Genomic DNA, 20,747 nt, shown 5'->3' with positions numbered 1-20,747 from the left:
GGTTGATATGAAGACCAAGACCAAGATAAAGAAACCGCAGGTCTCTTCATCTGAGACCTACGGTTTCTAATTGGATTACCATGTTCAGGGCTTTACGTTCTTCAACGAAGAAGAAGGTGAAGTCCCATCCTTCGCGGCTTCGCGTGCCTTTACAGCAAGTAGCTCAGACACCGTAACGAATTGGTACCCCTGCTGCTGCAGTTTCGGCAGAATCGTTTTGAGTGCTGCTACCGTATGCGACTTGCCTTCCACCTTATCGTGAAAAAGTACAATATCCCCATTACGTGCGTTCTTCAACACTTTGTTAACGATAGCCGATACACCTGGAGAAGCCCAGTCCCGTGTATCCTGATGCCAAGACCAGAGTACAATGGTATACCCTTTTTGTTTGGCAGCCTGGATGACCATGTCATTGTAATAGCCGCCCGGTGGCCTGAACAACAGGGGACGCTCCGCGCCAGCTTTAATAATGGAACTTTCTGCTTCGTTCATATCCTTCATGTACTTGTCCGCACGTGTTGATCGAACTGCATACGTGTGCGCATACGTATGGTTGGCGATTTCATGCCCTTCGAGCTGTTCCTGCTTAATCAGTTTAGGAAATTTATCTGCCCATTTGCCAAGTACAAAAAAAGTTCCTTTAGCATGATACTGCTGTAACAAAGCCAGGATCTGCGGAGTCTGAATCGGATCTGGTCCATCATCAAAGGTAAGGGCGATGAGTTTATCCTGTGTGGGAACTTCCCACACAATCTCTCCTCGTTCCTCATAATACTGACGGTTCTTCTGAACAGGCTTCGCATAGGCAGAACTGCTACCCAGCAAAATAATTAGCGTGAACATTCCGATGACTCGGGCTGCCTTCAGGTTCATGTGGTGTCCTCACTTTGTCTTCATACGTAAACTCCCTGTTAGCATTTCCCGATTCACCCGAACTCATTAACGAAAGATCTGATCCACGACTGCAATTTCCTCAGCAGTTAATTCCAAATTTAATGTTTGCAGATTGTTAATGACCTGCTCCGGTCGCTTGGCACCCGGAATCAATGCATCAATAGAAGGCTGAGTCAGGTACCAGGCCAGAACCAGATGAGCGACCTCAACATCCTTGGATTGTGCTATGCTGCGCAGTTGTTCAACTTTATCGAGATTTTCAATGAAAGCTTCACCTGTAAACAGCGGGTTCTTTGCCCGTCCATCCTGAAAGGTTGTATCACGATTATATTTCCCGCCCAGCAGTCCCGCTGCCAGAGGGAAGTAAGGAACAAAAGAAATGTTATGCTCAGCCGTATACGGCAACAGCTCTTTCTCCGCATCTCTTTTGAACAGATTATATTCAGATTGCAGTACGTCTACATGCCCGTCCTTGTTGGCTTCACGCAACTGATCAATGGAGAAATTAGATATGCCAATGGCACGAATTTTGCCAGCGTCTTTTAATTGTTTTAACGTATCTACCGCTTCATCCTTAGGCGTATGTTCATCCGGAAAGTGGATGTAGAACAGATCAATGTAATCGGTTTGCAGACGTTTCAACGCCTCATCCACGGCTGTTTTCAGAAAAGCAGGTGAGTTATCTATGACAATCTTGCCATCCACAAATTTATGAGCTGCCTTGGTTGCAATGATGGTATTCTGCCGCTGACCAGTTTCCTTCAGTACTTCACCAATCAGTCGTTCGGAATGCTCCGGTCCATAGATGTATGCCGTATCCAAAAAGTTAATACCTTGTTTCAAAGCTGTACGAACCACTTCCTTACCCGTCTCATCATTCAGCATGTCCGGATAGATATTATGTCCGCCTACTGCATTCGCACCCAGTCCAATGGGATTCACGATCAGATCCGTCTTGCCCAACCGAATTTGTTGTTCTGCCATGTCTTATCTCTCCTTCACTGATCGAATAAGTACAATTTAGTTGTAACGTCTTTCTTGTCCCATATTATATCAAACCATTTAGCATATTTAAAATATCGGATTTATCGGATTAGGTGTTTTTCAGCGCAGTTGCTTCCACGTCGTTAATAAACCGGCGCAGTTTCGCAGCCACATCACGGGTGATTTCGCCGTTTTCATACAGTTGTTGCACTGTATTACGCTGTTCCTGAATCGCCACCATCTGCAACTCCAATTTCTCCTGATTAAATGGATCTTCCGTTTTACCCTGGTTCCAGGTGCGCAATTTGGCAATTACACGCTCATACTTGGCAATGACCGACAGTGCGACTACTCGATTCCCATCGTTCATATGGGCACGAATAGCCTTAATTGCTGCTTCAGAGGTGCGCAGCTTCACCTGACGGAACAGTTCTGCATTTTCAAGCATAAATGGTTGATTCGGCTTCTGGGACCGGTTGGTGAAGAGATGTCCTAACACACGACCGATCTCGCTGATCGAAGTCATGAACTGAGTGTTTGCACGATTCGCCAGCATCATTTCCTTGCGATCCAGCCAGCTGTCACATTTGAAGGCCGCATCAGAAGCAATTTCATTTTCGTCTAACATTACTTCAACTTCTTTACGCTCCGCCCGGGTGGCAATCAGGTTAATAGCCGTTTCTTGTTTCTGAATATCTTTGCGTTTATCGGCGGTAAGCTGACCTGCGGCCTGTCTGATGTACTTGGACAAGTCGGAGACAACCGCGAGTGCCGCAGCTTTGTTCTCATCGTTCATTTCGGATTTGACAGCTCGTATTGCCGCATTCAGCATAATGTCATGTGCTTTTCGTTCTGACTTCTGCGGTGTTTCTTCTGTAGATTTCCCATCGTCCTTGGCCAGAACTGGAAGAAACACGCTCGCCGCAATCAGGGAGAAGAGGATAACCCCTGCCGCGAGGAAAATAATCAGATCCCGTTCAGGGAAAGGTGATCCATCCTGAAGCACATAAGGAATGGAGAACGCACCCGCCAATGTTACAGCCCCCCGCACCCCAGAGAGGGAAATGATCGTAATATCCTTGAATCTGGGCCGACCAATAGAGGATTTGGTACGCAGCAATTCATTCCCTTGCCAGAACAGATAGATCCAGAGAAAACGCAGAACCAGCAGTAGCACCGAGATCAAGCCCACATATCCCAACACCTGCAGATTATTAAACGAAACATTTTCAAAAATGGTACTCAACACATCCGGGACCTGTACACCCAGAATAACAAACACCAGACCATTTAGTATAAATAAAATGACTGACCATGTGCTTGCAGATACCACCTGCATTTTCAACTGAACCGATTCAGCGCGGTCACGCTCAATGGCGTGGATAATACCGCCTGCCACTACCGCAAGGATACCTGATACCCCAATTTCTTCACTCACCAGATAGATAATAAATGGCGTCAGGATTTGCAGCAGCATGTGAATGGTCACATCTTCCATGCCCAGTCTACGGATCCATACCCCTAGCCTGATTAACAGAAAAGATAACAATGCCCCGACAAGAAGTCCGCCAATCGCAATCAGAATAAAACTGAAGGTTGCATTCGCCAGGGAAAATACACCTGTAACTGTGGCTGCAATCGCGAATTTGAAGGCCACGAGGCCAGATGCATCATTCATTAATGCTTCACCTTCAAGAAGCCTATGTATGCCTTTGGGCAGATGTACCCGGCCCGCCATGGCGCCAACTGCAACAGCATCTGTCGGGGACAGTATGGCTGCAAGAGCAAAAGCAGCAGGTAATGGAATCGAAGGAATCAGCCAGTGAATGGCATATCCCGCCACAACCACCGTCACGAACACAAGTCCCAGCGCAAGCAGAAGTATCGGTGCACGCAGATTCCACAATTCATTCCTTGGCGTTCGCTTACCATCGTTGTATAACAAAGGTGCGATGAACAGTACAAAGAACAATTCCGGATTCAACGGCAGGTGAACACCTGCGGGAAGCAAAGCTATAGCTACACCAAGCACGATTTGAATGAGCGGAATGGGAATAAAGGGTACAAACCGGTTTAAAATATTGGATAAACCAATCAGTACCAGTAACACAAGTACGGCAATAAATATTTCCATGATGACAATCCCTTTCCGCTATAGAAGTGGTGAAACCTTTGTTGTATAGGTTTATTTTAACATAATCCAACCTTTATTATAAAAATGTTGTCATATTCATATACCCAATCAACTCGCCTCAGACCAGTCTGAATGAAAGATTTCTGATGGATTCTGTATATAAGATGTTACAATATGCTCAGGACAATACCCGTTTGGAAAGGAACTTGCATCTATGGCATTTGGAATTAAACGACAAGAGCTTGCTGCGTGGAAGGAACAAGTGGCTCGGGGTGAGATTGCGTACCTCACTCATTTCTGGATTGACAACCGATTTCCCGGTATCACCAGTGTCACCAAAGTTGGCTGTGCAGATCTGGAACGTCTCGAACGTTGGTGCAACGATCATGGGCTGGACCCGCGATACATTCATCGGCGGCAGCCCTTTCCTCACTTTGACCTGATGGGCAGCAAACAAAAAGAAATTTTGATCCAGGAAGGCTTTACGGATCATGTGGTTCGCTTTCATTTGTAATCAACTCAAAAACGCCAGTCTTCAAGGTTCATCCCTCCGCAATTAGGGACGAACTCATGAGGACTGACGTCTTCAAGGATCAAGTCATATTATGGACTACCGGTGGATTTGCTCAAACGACTTCATGTTCTCCAGTAGTTTCAGTTCAATTTTCTTCAGCATGCCAAACATCTGCTGTTGCTCCTCTTCGGAAAGTGCTTGCAACAATTCCCACGTCATTCGGCCGCGATTCGCATTAAGTGTCTTGGCAAGCTGCGCGCCTTCATCCGTTAAGGACAGCCACACAATTCTCCGGTCTTCTTCACTGCGCACCCGCTGGATCAACCCTTCCGTCTCCAGTTGATTCAGTACAATGGTGGTTGCGCCGGAAGACAAACTGAGTTGTCTGGCCACATCAACCGCCATGCAGCGTTTTTCACGTAAAATCATGCCCAATATATGACTTTTTGTCGGATTCAGTTTACAGTTGGTTTCGGTCTTCTGCTGCTGATCCAATACTTTATTTTTATATCTGAAGAAGGCCTCCAACAATTGATCTACGTTTGCCAATTGAGAGTTTCGCTCCGTATCCGGGCTCATAAACGTTCCTCCTGCCTTTCATCATAACCTACCTTGTATTGTAACATATTTACACTATGATGTTTGTGAAAAATGCGCTTGTATCCGACATCCTATCGTTGACTGCAAGACTCTTGTTTTATTTTGGGTTTCGCCTATTGCATTATGGCAACGGGTTTGTTTATAATAACCTATATCTTTAAAGTTACTTTTAGTTACTTAATGATTTTAATAAATCTGTTGTTATAAAGTAAATAAAGCGTCACCATTATAATGCAAGGGACTTATGCACATGAATCAGAATACACAATCACAACTCAAAACGGACGTTTGCATCGTCGGCGCGGGACCTGGCGGTGCTTTGCTTTCTTATTTACTGAATCAAAAAGGAATCTCCACGATGCTCATTGAGCGGCAGCCCCACCTGCACAAGTCGTTTCGCGGGGAGTTGCTTAATGTGGATGGCGAAGCCATTTTGAATAAACACGCCCTCTATTCCCTCATTCAGGAACGAGGAGCGCTGCTCTTGGAACAGATTCAGTATTGGGAAAATGGGCAGATTATTCATACGGTACTACCGGGTAATGAAGAATCTCATGTTGGTATTCATGTACCCCAAGATCATCTCCTGGAAGCCATCGTGTCGCACGCTCAGCAGCACAGTTCATATGAACAAGTACTATTCAATACGATTATGACCGGTTTGTTACGAGACAAGAACGGCCAGGTCGTGGGTATTAACATTCGGCAGAAGGGTGTTCCTGCCTCCATTGAAGCATCTGTAATTGTGGGTGCTGATGGCAGATACTCTGCTGTACGCAAACATTCCGGTATGACCCCGGAGATTCGTAAGCATGGGTATGATCTGCTCTGGGCACGCATTCCGGCACCCGTAGGTTGGGAACCCGCTGTTCGAATGGCCAGCATGGATGGTCAACAGCTCGCACTGTTCTCACAGTTCGGCGGTTATGTTCAGATTGGATGGAACATTCCCGAAGGAGCTTACTCCAAGCTGCGAAAGCAGCCGATTGCTCCTTTTGTAGATAAACTTGTATCTGCTTTTCCTTGCCTGTCTGATTCTGTAGCTGCCAACATTCAGAGCTGGAGTGATTTTGTTCTGTTATCTGTCGAAAGCAGCTATTGCCCGTCTTGGGCACAGGACAATGTTGTACTCATCGGTGATGCCGCTCATACCATGACACCAACCGGTGCGTTTGGACTTAATGCCGCGCTCGAAGATGCGGATGTGCTCTCCGAATTACTTGTCCAAATGGCTGCAGATCAATTCAGTTCCACTGCACAACTTCAGGAACTTCAGACGATTCGCGGTGCAAAGGTACAGCAGCAACTTGCACGACAAGTGGAGATGGAATCCTCTTTCCAACAGCGGTATGAATCCTTTCTCTAAACCCAGTTAATACAGATAAAATGCCTATATGCCCAAACAGCCGATCACTTCCTCATAGAGAAGAATCGGCTGTTTGGTTTGTTGGTTTGTTGGTTTATCTTTTTTATGTAATTCCGTATCCTTCTTCATTTTCGTTTGCGTGGAGCAAACGTGTCTTCTCTGGGTGCTCCTTCTTGTACAGTATCAACGTCCTTCGGATAGGATGAGATGTTATCTTTTTCATATACTGCTTTCTCCAGATTGCTTAAGCGGCGCAATACTTGTTTGCTTTTACGAACGATATATACGATACCAATAATCAGCAGGATCAACATCAGAATGAATATAACCATCTCCGGGTAAAAGACAAATGACATGAATCCACCTCCTTTGAAAACGATTTCTCTATATCATTCTAACCTTAATGATACAAGATGTGAACCCGATTGGAAGTTTCGCTTGTGGAATAAGGACAAAACCACCTGACACAACGACAACGACAGGAACTCACCCTGCTGCAAAAGTTAAAAAGGTGGAATCCCTGATCAGGATTACCACCTTGATCCTCGAATAAGATTCGAAGTCTATTATTATTATTTTATCCTTCTCTGCCGTTCATGGCACTAACTCGAAGTTCCGTCAGAGGCAGAGACGTTTGCTCTGGATGACGTAGTCTCACTGTTCGGCTCTCACCCGGGAGCAGATCGAAATAATTGTCACTGAATCGGACACGCCCAAGGGGAAGCTCCAGCTTCACCAATCGTGCAATCGCACCACTGGCCGTAACCGTAACAGACTGCTCCTCCTCGTTCACATGTACGCTCAATTGCGACTCTGGCAACTTCACATCCTTAGGATCACGCAAGAAGTATCGATTACTCGGTGCCGCAAATCCTTCGGATACCAACTCAACCATTACTTCCTCCGCGCGTCTACCCTGTAACACCTGTACTTCAGTTAATTCAGCAATACACCGTGAGGATTGAGATGTTACCTCAACAGCATGTGAGCTGGAGTAGATCTTCTCTCCATTCAATGCATAGACATTGAGTCGAAGCTCCCCTTTCAAGACGTCACGTGTATCGTTCACAACCCACAACACAAGCGGCTCACCCGGCTCATGCTCCAGTGACAACAGGACAGGATGAAAGAATATTTTCCCATAATAAAAGGATGCCTTCGGCAGCAGTTCATAATCAATCATGGACCAGCTTGTTCCTGGCCAACTATCGTTCAATTGCCATACAAGCGCTCCGCTGTTGCGGTGATTGATGCGCCGGAAATGTTCAATTCCATATCGTAGCCCTTCTGCTTGAGTAAGCATGGAGTAATTCATATACTCTTCTATATCTTGCGGAATGCCTGTGTAACCCTCCATAAGCAGAATACCTTTCTGGTGATTGGTATCTTTGTTACGATAGGCCATCTCCGGACTGCCCCAGTAAAACTGCCCTGCGGGCATATTTTTCTCCAGTGTGTAACGATTGGCCGAGGCGTGCATACCAAATTCACTGCTGAACAGCGCATGATCCTTTTTATAATTTTTGAACGTTACACCTTCAATGCTGTAGTCCAGCAGCGGCGGCTCTCCATGCTTCCTTGGATAGACCGAACCATGCCATACCTGCCAATTGTGGCGATCCCCCACATCCGGGTCATTCGCATCCTGACCGTTACTGTCCCCGAACGGCGAAGAAGGCCAGTACGGACGAGACAGATCCAATCGCTCCAGCACTTCAGGGATCAGCTCATGATAGATAAGTTCACCGTAGAACGGGCTGGTAATATCTCCACTTGCAGACTTCATATCATAGAGCCAATCTATTTCATTATTCCCACACCAGAGGGCAAGCGAGGCACGGTTACGCAGGCGCAGGACATTTTTTTCTACCTCATGCCGTACATTATCCATGAAATCACGATTGAAATCCGGGAACAGTGCATTCGCGAATGCAAAATCCTGCCACACCAACACCCCTTGCCGATCACACTCATCGTAGAAGACATCCTTCTCATATATACCACCAGCCCAGACACGCAGCATGTTCATATGCCCTTCCACCGACAGCTCGACAAGCTCACGATACCGAGAGTTGGGGATGGCGCCAATCAGATGATCAGCCGGAATCCAGTTGGCTCCCTTGGCGTAGATCTTGACTCCGTTCAGGATAAAAGCAAATGCATCTTCACCCCCTTCATTGTGAAGAGCCAGCTCAATCGTTCGTAAACCATAAGGCTCGCTATAACGATCCACCTCAACGCCATCTGCATGCAATGTAACCTCCAGTGTATACAGGTATGGCTCACCCAGATCATGAGTCCACCATAACTGAGGTGACGTAACGTTTAATGTGGTATCCGCTTTGCCACCCTCTACGGGTAGTTCAGTTACACCTGCCACCTCGTGTCCACTGCGATCCAACAGACGAACATTACAGGACGCAACCACAGCCTGCTCTCGTTTCTGTCTGCTACGGTAAGACAAGACCGAATTCACATTCGCCGTGACATGTAAGACGGCCTGCTCTGAACTGACTGATTCCGTACGAGCATACACATTTTCCAGCTTGGCGATTGTTCGTTTTTCAAGCCTTACCGCACCCCAGATCCCCACCGTAACCATGCGTGGACCCCAGTCCCAGCCAAAATTCATCGCTGCTTTGCGCAACCATGGCCGTTCCTTCGTATATGAGGACCAGTCAAAGGTTTCTTTGTCCCGGTGATGCAGGTGAAGCGGATCAAACTTGAGAGCAATCGCATTCCAACCGCTGCGTACCAGAGACGTTACATCAAATGCATGTGACATAAGCATATTGGCCGTTTTCCCGACTTCATGGCCGTTGACATATATCGTTGCAAACGTATCCAGTCCTTCGAACACCAATTCAAAGTGCTCCTCCGTCTCTGCATCTCTCACCAGATTGAAGGTTGTGCGATACCACCATTCCTTTTGCTCAATCCAGCGACTTTTGGCATCATTATGTCCGTAATAGGGCGGATCAATGATACTGCGCTCAACCAATGCAGCATGTACATCGCCAGGCACTTCAGCCCCGATCCAGAAACGGTCATCCAGTGCAGCTGCTGCCACATCCATTGCCCGCTTCTCTCCAACTTCAAAATGCTGTATCTTCCATTGTCCCGATAAATCCTGACTTGAACTATAGGTCTTCATCCGTATGCCCTCACTCTCCAATAACCCTGAGTAATACTATATCGAAAACGTTTGCAGAAAGGTAAAACATGTTTCCTAATCTGCTCATTTCTAACTTCCCGAAGGCTTGAACAACAACGCCTCTTCGCGATACTCACTCGGGGTCTTGCCCGTATGTTTTTTGAACAGTCTGCTAAAATATTTCACGTCCTCGTAGCCGCTGATTGCAGCGACTTCACTGACCTTCGCTGGAGACACCGCCAGCATATCCATCGCTCTTCGTATACGCATATCGGTGACAAAATCTCCGAAGGTCACACCCATTTCTTTTTTAAACAGCTCACTGAGGTGACCCGGATGCAAATGAACATGTCCAGCTACCTGCTGCAGATTAATATCCTGCGCCAATGATGATTCAATATAACCGATAGCCTTCTGCACATGGGCAGCCTGTCCCTGGCCCATTCGGCTATGATAGACATGCATCAGACCATACAGATGATGGAACAGCATATCCCCGAGCTCCACAGCTTCGGCATCCGGTTCCGGCAACCAGGGCTCGAGCCTTGCGGGTTCTTCACGCCCTGTGGCTCGCATTGTGCGAGTCAGCCAGCGATGACCTGCAATAACGGCCGAGTGTAGACAAGCACTGAACGATTCTGGTGTGACCTCCGGTTCTGTAATCAGATTAGCCACAAGTTCCCGCGTCCATGTCGTTAACGTGACTGAATCATTATCCAGCAATATTGTACCAAGTCTGGTCTCCTCTTCGTGCGTAAGTACAGTTTTACCACCTTGGCGATCCTGAACGTGCTCATAATGCCATACTTTATCATCCATCAGACCCCGATATCGGAAGGCAGCTGAAGCAGTTCTATAGCTTTCGTGCAGATCTGCATATCCACGCATAGGCAGACCTACCGCTGCTCGCAGGGTGCACTTCAGTAATTGCTCCACCCGACGTAATGCACTCTCCAGCCTGAACGTAGTTTCATGTTCCACAGGCGGCCATGAAACTACACAGATAATTTGCTGTTTCTCTACATGAGCAATGGCACCAGGTAACATATCCTCCAGGGTATTCTGCACCGCAAATCGTAATAGCGCATCCGAGGATTGATCCCACCCCTCTGCTCGAACAATAATGACTTGTCTGAGAATCTGTTCATCATCAAGGCCAACAACCCCTGCCTCTTTTCCAGCATCAGATCGCAAAAATGAAGGGAAATGGCCCGAAGCGGTGTCACCATCAATGATCCATCCAGCAAATAACCGCTCTCGATTCTCCCGCATAAGCTGGCCCTCTCGGGACTTCTCTGCCCAACGTTCCGTGATTCGCTGTTTGGCCTGTAATACGGTTTTGATGATCTCTTCCGGCTTGCTTGTTTTGAGCAGATAATCTGTAACACCTTGGCGAATCGCCTGTTGGGCATAAGAAAAGTCATCGTATCCAGACAAAATAATGACCTCCAGCTCAGGTAGTAATCGCAGGCCCTCTTCTGCCAGTTCCAGCCCTGATCTGCCTGTCATCCGAATATCCGTCATCAGGATATTCGGACGTTCCTCAGCCATGCGTGTTAACGCCTCCTCTGCCGAGGCAGCAGGTTGAAGAAGTTCAATTCCGAGTTCATGCCAAGCGATAACGCTGGCAAGCCCTGTACGGATAATCACTTCATCATCAACAATTAATAGTCTCATGGCGAACCCTCCAAGATTGGAATGGAAAACGAAATCCGGGTACCTCCCCCAACCCTGCTGTCTACTTCAAGCTGTGCATCCGCTCCATAATGGAGCAGCAGTCTCTCATTCACATTGCAGAGCCCATAACCGCCTTGGTTCAGCTGTTTTTCCGGCTGTTTTCCCTTCCATTCCCTAATGCTTATCCTTAATTGCTCCAGTCTGTCCGGCTCCATGCCTACACCATCATCCAGCACCAGCACATTTATCTGTTCATTATCCGGGTCCTTGCGAATCATTATGGTGATGGTACCCACGCCTGCTTTGGGCTGAATGCCATGAATCATGGCGTTCTCAACAAGCGGTTGCAGCAATAGCTTCAGCATCATTCGCTTCTCAAGTGCTGGATCTACGATATAATGCAACACAAATTGATCAGGGAAACGAATCGACTGCACACGCACATAATGGCGAATATGAGCAATCTCCTGTTCCACAGGGCAGTAATCCTGACCATTGTTTAAGCTGATACGCAGAAAATCACTCAGGCCCTCAACCATATCCGCAATTCTCTTCTCTTCAGACATTAAGGCAATCCAGTGAATGGAAGAGAGCGTGTTATAGAGAAAGTGCGGGTTAATCTGCGCCTGAAGCACTCGAAGATCTGCCTCTTTTTTGCGAGCTTCACCTCGAATAACCTCTTCCTTCAATAACTGAATATGTGCACCGAGCAGATTGTAACTCTCCCCAAGCCTGCCAATCTCGTCATCACTTTCAGACCGGAACAGCGGAAGAGGACGCTCCGGATCAATTCGGGACAGATGCCGGGTAAGCACACGAAGCGGCCTCGTCACACGCCGCACCGTAAACCAGACCAAGCCAGCACTGATCACAGCAGACATGGCAACGGCGCAGCCGGTTAGAATAAGAATGTACCGATTCTCGGACTTGTACTGGTCGTATGGGACTGTTCCAACCAACGTCCACCCCGTCAATTCTTCCGGATAATAGAGCAACGTCCGTTTATCGTCACCACTGCCATACGTGGTGGTTCCGCTACCGCCATCCTGAATTAACGTCGTAATCCCTGGTTCGACACCTTCCAGCTTAAGTCCAAGCCGGGATTTGTCCATCGAAGACAGAATCTCTCCAGAACTGCCGATGAGCTCCAGTCTGCCTTGCCCTCTGCCTAATCCCAGAGCCGCCCATCCCTTGGATATGGCCTTCTCATCCAGACTAATGGCTAACCAGCCGATGGGTCGATAATCATGGATACTACGGATTGGCCGAACCAATGTGATCACATTTTGAATACCCGCGTAATTCTGCACCGGGTATACCCCTGTCCATTGTTTGACTGCTTCACCGCTTGGAACAGAGGGATACGAAAGGTTGGATTCATTGGATACATACCAGGTAGCGGTTGACAATGTGGCATCAAAACGTCCCGGATATATGGCGATGTTGGCGATATATTTCTTGGAAGCCGCCAGATTGGTCATCCTGCCCAGGATATCCACCCGGTCCAGCTCATGATCTTCATTGTGGCTAAGATACTGCTGGATGTCCCGTTCTCCAATCAGAAAAATCGATAGGTTCTCGGCATCTTGTAACATATAACGAAGATTCGCTTCCACCTGTTTCAGCGTATCCATGCCGGACAGCTTTGTTTTTTGCTCTGTAATGCGGGAAGAGATCAGAAAGGCGAACAGACCCAACGCCAGCAATGGCACAATCATTGAAGCCGTCACGACGACCGATAGCTTCCTTTGTAACGAAGATGTGAGCCAGCGTGCCAAACGTTTCTCCTCCTCTGGATGCGCTTTCGCTTATCCTTTGACAGCTCCGGCTGTCATGCCTTTCATAACTTGTTCCTGGAATATGAGATACAAGATAATGGTTGGAATGACCGATAGGGTCATGGCAGCAAGCGTTAATCCGTAATCGGTTTGATACCCATCCGCAAAGTTCGCAATGGCCAGCGGTAACGTTTTCAATCCGGTTTTGTTGATGAATACAAGCGCAAATGAAAAGTCATTCCACGCATGCAGGAAACTCAAGATCGTAACCGTAGACAACGCAGGTACGGACATGGGTAACATGATCCGGGTAAACAGCCCCCAAAGTCCTGTTCCATCAATGAAAGCTGCCTCTTCAATATCACGTGGAACACTTGTCAGATAAGCAGTAAGCACAAAAATAGCCGTAGGCAATGCAAAAGCCGTATAAGGTAATATTAAGGCCCAGTACGTATTTAGCAAGGACATCTGTTTCATTAGAATAAATAAGGGGACAAGTGTACTATGGATCGGAATGAGCATACCAACAACAAAGAAGGTCATGATTAACCCTTTCCAGCGAAACTGGAAACGAGCCAGGATGAATGAAGCCAGCGCTGCAATAAACAGCGTCAGAATAAGTGATCCCACCGATACAATTAGTGAATTGCCAAAAGCGGTTCCCAGCCTGGAGCTTTCCCATGCATTGCTGAAATTGGCAACATTCCAGTTTTCCGGCAGACCAAAGGGCCTGCTATAGAAATCTTCATTTGTTTTGAATGCACTAATCACGAGCCAGTAGAACGGATACAATGTTAAAATACCATAGACCGTTAGCAGCGTCCAAACAATTCCGCTACGTAGGCGACGAATCGGATGGCCCGAGCTGCTTTGTGGTGATGGCATGGATACAGGTGTCACGCGCATGATAACTCCTCCTCTCTATTGATTCTCTTTTCGTTTGCGACTGGTTAGCCACTGGCTTGTTCCGATCAGCAGCAGGGAGATCAGTACGATGGTTGTGGAGATCGCACTACCAAAACCATATCGGTATGTTGTAAAGGTTGAATTGTACATATACGTTGCAAGCAGTTCCGTCGCATGTGCCGGACCACCCTTGGTCATGATGTAGACCAGATCGAATGATTTCAGACTACCCGAAATACATAGAATAATCGCTACCTGAACCGTACCCCAGATTATGGGCAAAGAGACCGATACCAGTTTCCGGATTCCTGAAGCCCCGTCTATTTTGGCAGCATCATGAATCTCGCCTGGAATATTCTGCAACGCCGAGATAAAGATAATCAGATACAACCCGACAAAGCTCCAGAGCAGCGGCGGTACCAATGAGAAAATGGCAATCTTGTCATCGGAAAGCCATTGCAGCTTCCAACTTTCCAGCCCCAGTGCGTCCAGCAGAAAGTTCAATATCCCGATCTGCGGATGATAGATATACTGCCAGATCATACCGATAACGACAGTGGATAACACCATCGGCAGAAATACGGCTGAGCGCAGAAACCGCTGTAATGGATTGCTTTTGTGTAATATGACCGCCAACATCAACGCTAACGGAATTTGTCCAAACACCGATGCCAACACAAAAATAACGTTATTTTTCAGTGCCCGCCAAAACACAGGATCATGCCAGATCTCCACATAATTATCCACACCAATATATTTGGATGCGCCGATGCCGGACCAGTTGAAGAAACCGTAGTATGCCGACCACACCACTGGTACAAATACAAACAATGCATAAATGATGACTGCCGGGGCCAGCCCCAGCATAATAAAACGCCGACTTCGCAGTGCGTTCATCTGTTCACTTCCCTTCCATAAATGCCTTTACCAACCTGCAACTGACTTTCTCATTCATACTTAAAACCCCTCCCCTGCCGGGAAGGGGTTTTAACGAATGGTTACTGACTAACTGCATTGGCTTGAGCCGCCTGAATTTTAGCCGCAATGTCTTCGGCCTTGCCGCCCATAAGCAACTCTTGCAATGCATTATTAATAACCTCAACCGTTGCCGATCCCAGCTTGGAATCGTATACTGGCGTGATCTTCACTTCCTGCATCAGATCATATAATTCAACGAACAATGGATGTGCTTTGGTTTTGTCCAGATCAATCTTGTAACTCACCAATGTGCTGCTATCCAATGTGGCCTTCTGACCATCAGGTCCTGCCAGCGCATAGAACAGCTCCATCGCTGCCTCTTTTTGTGCACCGCTCAGCTTTTTACTTACACCCAACCCGGTTCCTACTACACCGGATGTTGTTCTTGGTTCACCCTGACCTCCGTCCACTGGAGGAAGAATCGTAATATGTGTGTTGTTCAACACCTCTTCAGGTGCATTGTTCACCAGATTAGCCAAGGCCCATCCGCCGTTCATGACCATCGCTGCCTTACCTTGGAAATAAAGCTGCATCATCTGTGTTTCATCAATACTATTGAATCCATCCTGGAATGCCTTGGTGTTGCCTAGCTCCTGCATCTTGTTCAAGGCTTCAATAAATTGTGGATCGGTAAAGCTTGCACCCTCTTGTGCTGCCGCTTCCAGGAACCAGTCTGTGCCAGTAATCCGATCAGCCAGTGTACTGAATATCGTTGATTGAGCTACCCAGTTGGCCTTGTTGCCAAGTGCCATGGGAATGACTTTATTTTGATTAAAAGTAGCAATCGCTTGTTCCAGTTCCGCCCACGTCTCAGGCACTTTTACGTTGTACTGTTTGAAAAGAGCTTCATTGTAATAAATGAAGGAACTTGGCGCCAGATTCATGGGCACGGAGTAGATATTCCCGTCTACGGTGTATCCGTCCAGTGCATTCGGGATAAAGTTATCTTTCCACTCCGGCTTTGCGTCCAGCTCTGCATTAATGGGCTGTAACAGATCCCCTTTGACAAATTCCTTCGTCATGGCATCCGGCCACATCACGAACAGGTCTGGCATCTCATTGGCAGCGGCCACCGTACGAAGCCGGGTTTTGAGACCATCTGTTGGCAGGCCTTCATCCACAACTTCAATATCTGGATGCGCCGTGCGAAAATCTTCAATAATTTTGCGCATCGCAACCGCCTTTGCATCCTGTCCGGTCCAGTTGTGCCAGAGTGTGACGGTTACTTTGTCATTCCCACTGCCTCCTTCTGAAGTGTCCCCGCCAGCACAGCCAGCCAGAATAATGGAGAACAATGTTATTGCCAGGAAACCTGAAAGCCATTTTTTCAACATCTCTATAATCCCCCTCGGCGATTTGAATACACTTATTGTAAATGGTAACGCTATCATACCGTAAGGTGACGATCCACGGATGCAGGGGTGAAAAATATCGGTTCCCCTGTTTGGAATTTACTTTGCTGACTTATTTGTTCATAACATATAAAAAAGAGCCCTCACAATGAGAGCTCTTTCTTGTTGTAGCCGTCGGTAGCTTCACCCCAGGCTATATATAATGAATAAGTGCTAAATCGTATTAAATATGGATTGCGTATTATTGGATACTGTTCTTCACCAGTTCTGCAAAAGCTTCGGACCCTTGCGTAGTGAGATGTACGCCATCTTTTTCAAAATATTCGTCATGTCCCTCACTTGCACTGTTCCAGTCAATCAACGAGACATTGCTGTATTTGGATGTTGCCTCATTCAACGCCCTGTTCACCGTTCGTTCCCATGGACGAGGTACGCGCACAGTAACCAGATATACCCGATCCTCATCCTTCAGATAATCAAGCACAGCATTCAAGTTTTTGGAGTTAAAAGAACCATTCGTCCCGAGCTCCAGCACCACTTTGCTGCCCATTTGGTTGTTTTGCTTCAGACCTTCCAATACATCGCCTGCCTGCCACATCTGACGACCAACATGTCCGTCCACATACACTCCCGATATACTTTGCTCCAGATACGGTTTTGCATCCAAAATCACCGAATCTCCAATAACGGTATAATGAACCTTTCCATCCTCGGCAGGAGGAGCCGTTTCTTCATTGTCCTGAGATGAATCAGGTGCATCATCCGCATGATCCGTATTATCGGATTGATTCGCTCCAGCGTCATCTGGTGTATCATTCTCGTTAGTCACGGAGTCCTCAGTCGGCTTATCTTCAGACTGACCGTCCTTGCCAGCATTCACTGAATTGTCTTGTTCGTCAGGTTTTGAATCTGGAGCAGTCTCTCCTGTTGGCTTCTCATTTTTCCCCGGATCATCTTTCGTTCCTGCTTCCGGTTTATGGGTATGAGCATCGTTATTTTGGCCAGAGCCTGACGTTCCTGTAATAGCCGGCAACACATCCTGTCCCTGTTCCTCCGCTACGGAATTCTCTCCATTTAATGTGTTGGACATCGATACCGAATGGGAATCGGAGTTCGCTGCATGGGAGACCATCATCTGAGATACCGTATAGGACAACAGCAGAATCGTCATCAACAGACCTGCCCGCTTCCACCATACGTTACGTATACCGATTGATGACCGCCCTCTTCCCCATAATCGGGACCAAGAATCACGGAATCCATTGTACCGAATCGGATTTTCAATATATTTAAGGGACAATGAGGCCAGTACAACCGTTGCAGCAACCTGTAAAATGATGCGTACAGGATGTGCTCCTCCCGTATCCACCGCGGGATTGGTTAACATAATGACTGGATAATGCCACAGATATAATCCGTAGGATCGCTCTCCGATCCAGCGTAATGGCTTCGCGCCAATGATACGTGCCAGGAAAGACGATGGGTGAGCCAACACCGCTACCAGCAACGTTGTTGCGATAGCCTGAAGCACCATGCCCCCTTGATACAGAAACGGATCATATTCACTGCTGTTCAGCATCATGTAGATTAACAAAGCGAGCGCAGCAAGTCCCGACACATCGAGCACAAGCCGGTTCATGCCAGACAGAGAGTTCGACAGCTTGCGACTAGGCCACACCACGGCAAGAGCAGCACCAGCAAGCAGTGCGAATGCCCGCGTGTCTGTTCCATAATATACACGGCTCGGGTCCAAATCCGGATTATACATGATGGCCATTGCGCCAGCAGATAATTCAGCTGCGACGACAATGAAAACGACCAGCCATCCCTTTCTTTTGAACACTACAATTGCTGCAATCAGCAGAAGAGGCCATATAAGATAAAATTGCTCTTCCACAGCCAGTGACCAGAAATGTCCAAACGGTGATGGAGGGCCAAAACTTTCGAAATAGGAAACGTTGTGAAAGATATACCACCAATTGCTTATGTATAATACACCCGAAACGATATCACCACGAAGCGCAGCAAGCCGGGATGGGTCTGTACAGGCCAACCAGATCATCACCACAGCTGTCATGGTCAGCATGCCTGGAAGCAAACGCCTTACCCGTCTTACCCAGAAATCACCGAGTGAAATGCGTCCATGTTCCTGCCACTGTGACACGAGAATATCTGTAATTAAATATCCCGAGAGAACAAAAAATATACCTACACCGAGCAGTCCGCCCGGAATAAAATCCAAATTCAGATGATACGCGATTACCGCAAGTACAGCAATGGCTCGCAAGCCGTCAAGTCCGTTCATATGTCTCTTACGATTTAACGATTGTGACATGCATGCCCCTCCTTGTTACTGTGAGTCAACAACATCGGTGTTGGGGGCATAAAGGAACTCCTGATCGTTCTGGTTGTCATTAACATACGTATTGCACCTTCCATCTTTCATTTACAGCATAAGAAAAGCTTCTGTTCGAAGCACTATCCGATGATGCGACATTCTGTGTGAATTCTATAATCTTAAAGAAGACGATTTGCCTGTCCATTAAGTTTAATTATTAAAATATTCTTTATATTCATTCGTGAGTTCACGTTTAGCATTATACGCCCGAAATAAGCCTCATACTTTACAGGAATAGTTACAAACGATTAAACCGATGTAACCTTTCCTGCCAGCTCATATAGCTGTAAAATCATACTCTAATTTTGTCGTTAAATATAGTACTTTTCATCGAGTGGCTAAAATTACCTGTCTCACTTGCGCAAACCAGCATACCCACGCACACATCGATTGAAACAATTGAATTCATAACAAAAGGCTGCCGACTTGCTCAGCAGCCAATATCCATTATAAACCTATGTCAGACCGGATTGAAAGTTTTGCTCATAATTGCTTCTTCTTGCCTAGGACCCTAGAGGTGGAACGGGTGAATCTTTTCTTCTGTCCTCGCATCCATGATCCGGTATGCTGAACGCCCTGTGTACATTGGGATTTGCAACTTCTCCAGATCAACCATTCCATTCTCCAGAAAGTACTTCTGATCCTGATATCGCTGCAACACTTCGCCTGCAATCCATTCATGGTCACCATATGTCGTAATATCCATAACCTTGCATTCATAAGCAAAATAAGCATCTGTCAACATGGGTACACTTACCTTGATTCCTTCCTCATATGGAATGCCGAATCTTGTGAATTTATCCGTATCTCTTCCACTGAACGTTCCTGCAGCTTGAATCCACTCTGATCGATGACCTGGTAGGAAATGAACACCGAATACGCCACTCTTCTCAATGAGTTCATAGGAGTATGTTTCCTTACGAAGGGAGATGCCGTATACGCCTGGTGATGACCCGATGTATGTATGCCATCCGGACGCCATCACATTCTGGACTCCCTCATGACGTGAAGTCACCACCGCTACCATTCCAGGATAAGAATAAAATATGGGTTCTTCTATCGGCTGACGCATCTAATCCCCTCTCTTCTTCGTTATAAACACAACTTTAATTATAAAGGAAAGAAACAGGTTGAAAAAGCGTTTTGCAGAGGATTTCGCTATAAGCGACACATTCAGTATCATGTTATACTGAGATGGATCAATTTCTAAAAATACGATACTGGGAATGTGATAGGATATGGTCAAATCAGTCAAATATACCTCCTAAATAAAAGACATTATTCAAATTTAGGAGGTTATAACTTATGTTTAATTCAATCGTGTTAGATCAGTGGGATCGAAAGCCATACTTTGACCACTACTTGAATCAGGTCAGATGTACCTACAGCATAACTGCTAATCTGGATATCACTCTATTAATCAACGAACTGAAGCTTAAAGGATTGAAGTTCTATCCGGCTCTTATTCATATGATCTCTACGGTTGTCAATGCACACAGGGAATTTCGAACTTGTTTTGATGCCGAGGGGAGATTGGGCTATTGGGACGAATTGTCTCCGAGTTATACGATTTTTCATGAGGACAACAAAAGTTTCTCAACAATCTGGACAGCATTCCATGAAGATTTCGAGACGTTCCACATTCGTTATCTGGAAGATATGAAGAATTACAAAGATCACAAACAATTTGTTGCCAAACCCAATGAACCGCCAAATACTTTTCCCGTTTCCAGTATTCCTTGGGTGAACTTTACGGGATTTAATCTGAATATTTACAATGAGGGAACCTACTTGTTGCCTATTTTCACGATGGGGAAATATGTTCAACAGAACGATAAAGTATATCTTCCCTTATCCGTTCAGTTACATCACGCCGTGTGCGACGGCTACCATGCTGGTGTTGTATTTAATGAATTGCAATCACTTGCAGATCGATGCCAGGATTGGTGTTAGTTAGCTAAATGACAAAAAGGCATTCCTGACTTCGTAATGGAGTCAGGAGTGCCTTTCTT

At 46.6% G+C, this 20,747-nt stretch carries 16 protein-coding genes; 3 read left to right on the top strand and 13 right to left on the bottom strand.

The annotated features are described in order from the left end of the window. Positions 1-84 precede the first annotated feature (84 nt). The 3 genes from MHH25_RS10775 to MHH25_RS10765 all read right to left on the bottom strand — a co-directional run bounded on the left by MHH25_RS10775 (position 85) and on the right by MHH25_RS10765 (position 4,012). The gene (locus MHH25_RS10775; RefSeq protein WP_051447130.1) at positions 85-873 is read right to left on the bottom strand and encodes a polysaccharide deacetylase family protein; all 789 of its coding nucleotides are present in this window, start codon (positions 871-873) and stop codon (positions 85-87) included. 66 nt (positions 874-939) lie between these two features. Next, positions 940-1,878 (bottom strand): aldo/keto reductase, encoded by a 939-nt coding sequence (locus MHH25_RS10770; protein WP_340019967.1) that lies wholly within the window; start codon positions 1,876-1,878, stop codon positions 940-942. Between the two features lie 109 nt (positions 1,879-1,987). Then, positions 1,988-4,012, bottom strand: a complete 2,025-nt coding sequence (locus tag MHH25_RS10765; protein ID WP_340019966.1) for a Na+/H+ antiporter — start codon at positions 4,010-4,012, stop codon at positions 1,988-1,990. Between the two features lie 214 nt (positions 4,013-4,226). Here MHH25_RS10765 and MHH25_RS10760 point away from each other — a divergent pair, with 214 nt between their 5' ends. Next, positions 4,227-4,526 (top strand): hypothetical protein, encoded by a 300-nt coding sequence (locus MHH25_RS10760; protein ID WP_307413841.1) that lies wholly within the window; start codon positions 4,227-4,229, stop codon positions 4,524-4,526. Between the two features lie 96 nt (positions 4,527-4,622). Here the strand turns inward: MHH25_RS10760 and MHH25_RS10755 are convergent, their stop codons facing one another. After that, positions 4,623-5,105, bottom strand: a complete 483-nt coding sequence (locus MHH25_RS10755) for a MarR family transcriptional regulator (RefSeq protein WP_036609579.1) — start codon at positions 5,103-5,105, stop codon at positions 4,623-4,625. A gap of 271 nt (positions 5,106-5,376) precedes the next feature. Here MHH25_RS10755 and MHH25_RS10750 point away from each other — a divergent pair, with 271 nt between their 5' ends. Then, complete coding sequence (locus MHH25_RS10750; RefSeq protein WP_340019965.1) at positions 5,377-6,492, top strand: FAD-dependent monooxygenase; 1,116 nt, start codon at positions 5,377-5,379, stop codon at positions 6,490-6,492. Positions 6,493-6,617: 125 nt separating this feature from the next. On the opposite strand, the gene MHH25_RS10745 is transcribed toward MHH25_RS10750, so the two are convergent. From MHH25_RS10745 to MHH25_RS10705, 9 genes are all read right to left on the bottom strand, one after another. Further along, positions 6,618-6,848 (bottom strand): hypothetical protein, encoded by a 231-nt coding sequence (locus MHH25_RS10745; protein WP_076208990.1) that lies wholly within the window; start codon positions 6,846-6,848, stop codon positions 6,618-6,620. Positions 6,849-7,069: 221 nt separating this feature from the next. Then, entirely contained in the window at positions 7,070-9,646 is a 2,577-nt protein-coding gene (locus MHH25_RS10740; RefSeq protein WP_340019964.1) for a glycoside hydrolase family 2 protein, read from the bottom strand. Between the two features lie 90 nt (positions 9,647-9,736). Then, positions 9,737-11,323 carry a helix-turn-helix domain-containing protein gene (locus MHH25_RS10735; RefSeq protein WP_340019963.1) on the bottom strand — a complete coding sequence of 529 codons (1,587 nt, stop codon included), beginning with the start codon at positions 11,321-11,323 and terminating at the stop codon, positions 9,737-9,739. Continuing rightward, positions 11,320-13,101, bottom strand: coding sequence for a sensor histidine kinase (locus MHH25_RS10730; protein WP_340019962.1), 1,782 nt, complete (start codon positions 13,099-13,101; stop codon positions 11,320-11,322). Before MHH25_RS10730 ends, MHH25_RS10735 begins: the two co-directional genes overlap by 4 nt. Before the next feature lie 30 nt (positions 13,102-13,131). Beyond that, complete coding sequence (locus MHH25_RS10725) at positions 13,132-13,986, bottom strand: carbohydrate ABC transporter permease (RefSeq protein ID WP_235193817.1); 855 nt, start codon at positions 13,984-13,986, stop codon at positions 13,132-13,134. 36 nt (positions 13,987-14,022) lie between these two features. Continuing rightward, positions 14,023-14,904, bottom strand: a complete 882-nt coding sequence (locus MHH25_RS10720; protein WP_047842406.1) for a sugar ABC transporter permease — start codon at positions 14,902-14,904, stop codon at positions 14,023-14,025. A 101-nt stretch (positions 14,905-15,005) separates the two neighbouring features. Next, positions 15,006-16,319, bottom strand: coding sequence for an extracellular solute-binding protein (locus tag MHH25_RS10715; RefSeq protein ID WP_340019961.1), 1,314 nt, complete (start codon positions 16,317-16,319; stop codon positions 15,006-15,008). A gap of 259 nt (positions 16,320-16,578) precedes the next feature. Next, positions 16,579-18,672 carry an acyltransferase family protein gene (locus MHH25_RS10710; RefSeq protein ID WP_340019960.1) on the bottom strand — a complete coding sequence of 698 codons (2,094 nt, stop codon included), beginning with the start codon at positions 18,670-18,672 and terminating at the stop codon, positions 16,579-16,581. A gap of 574 nt (positions 18,673-19,246) precedes the next feature. Further along, positions 19,247-19,807 carry a flavin reductase family protein gene (locus MHH25_RS10705; protein WP_076249882.1) on the bottom strand — a complete coding sequence of 187 codons (561 nt, stop codon included), beginning with the start codon at positions 19,805-19,807 and terminating at the stop codon, positions 19,247-19,249. Positions 19,808-20,040: 233 nt separating this feature from the next. Between MHH25_RS10705 and catA the strand changes: the two genes are divergently transcribed. Next, positions 20,041-20,688, top strand: a complete 648-nt coding sequence (gene catA / locus MHH25_RS10700) for a type A chloramphenicol O-acetyltransferase (protein ID WP_076326925.1) — start codon at positions 20,041-20,043, stop codon at positions 20,686-20,688. The last annotated feature ends 59 nt before the right edge of the window (positions 20,689-20,747 follow it).

This window comes from Paenibacillus sp. FSL H3-0457 (assembly GCF_037981725.1).
In the GTDB taxonomy this organism is placed as follows: Bacteria; Bacillota; Bacilli; order Paenibacillales; family Paenibacillaceae; genus Paenibacillus; species Paenibacillus amylolyticus.
The sequence above is the reverse complement of the archived record's forward strand: the minus strand, read 5'-3'. Positions and strand labels throughout refer to the sequence as shown.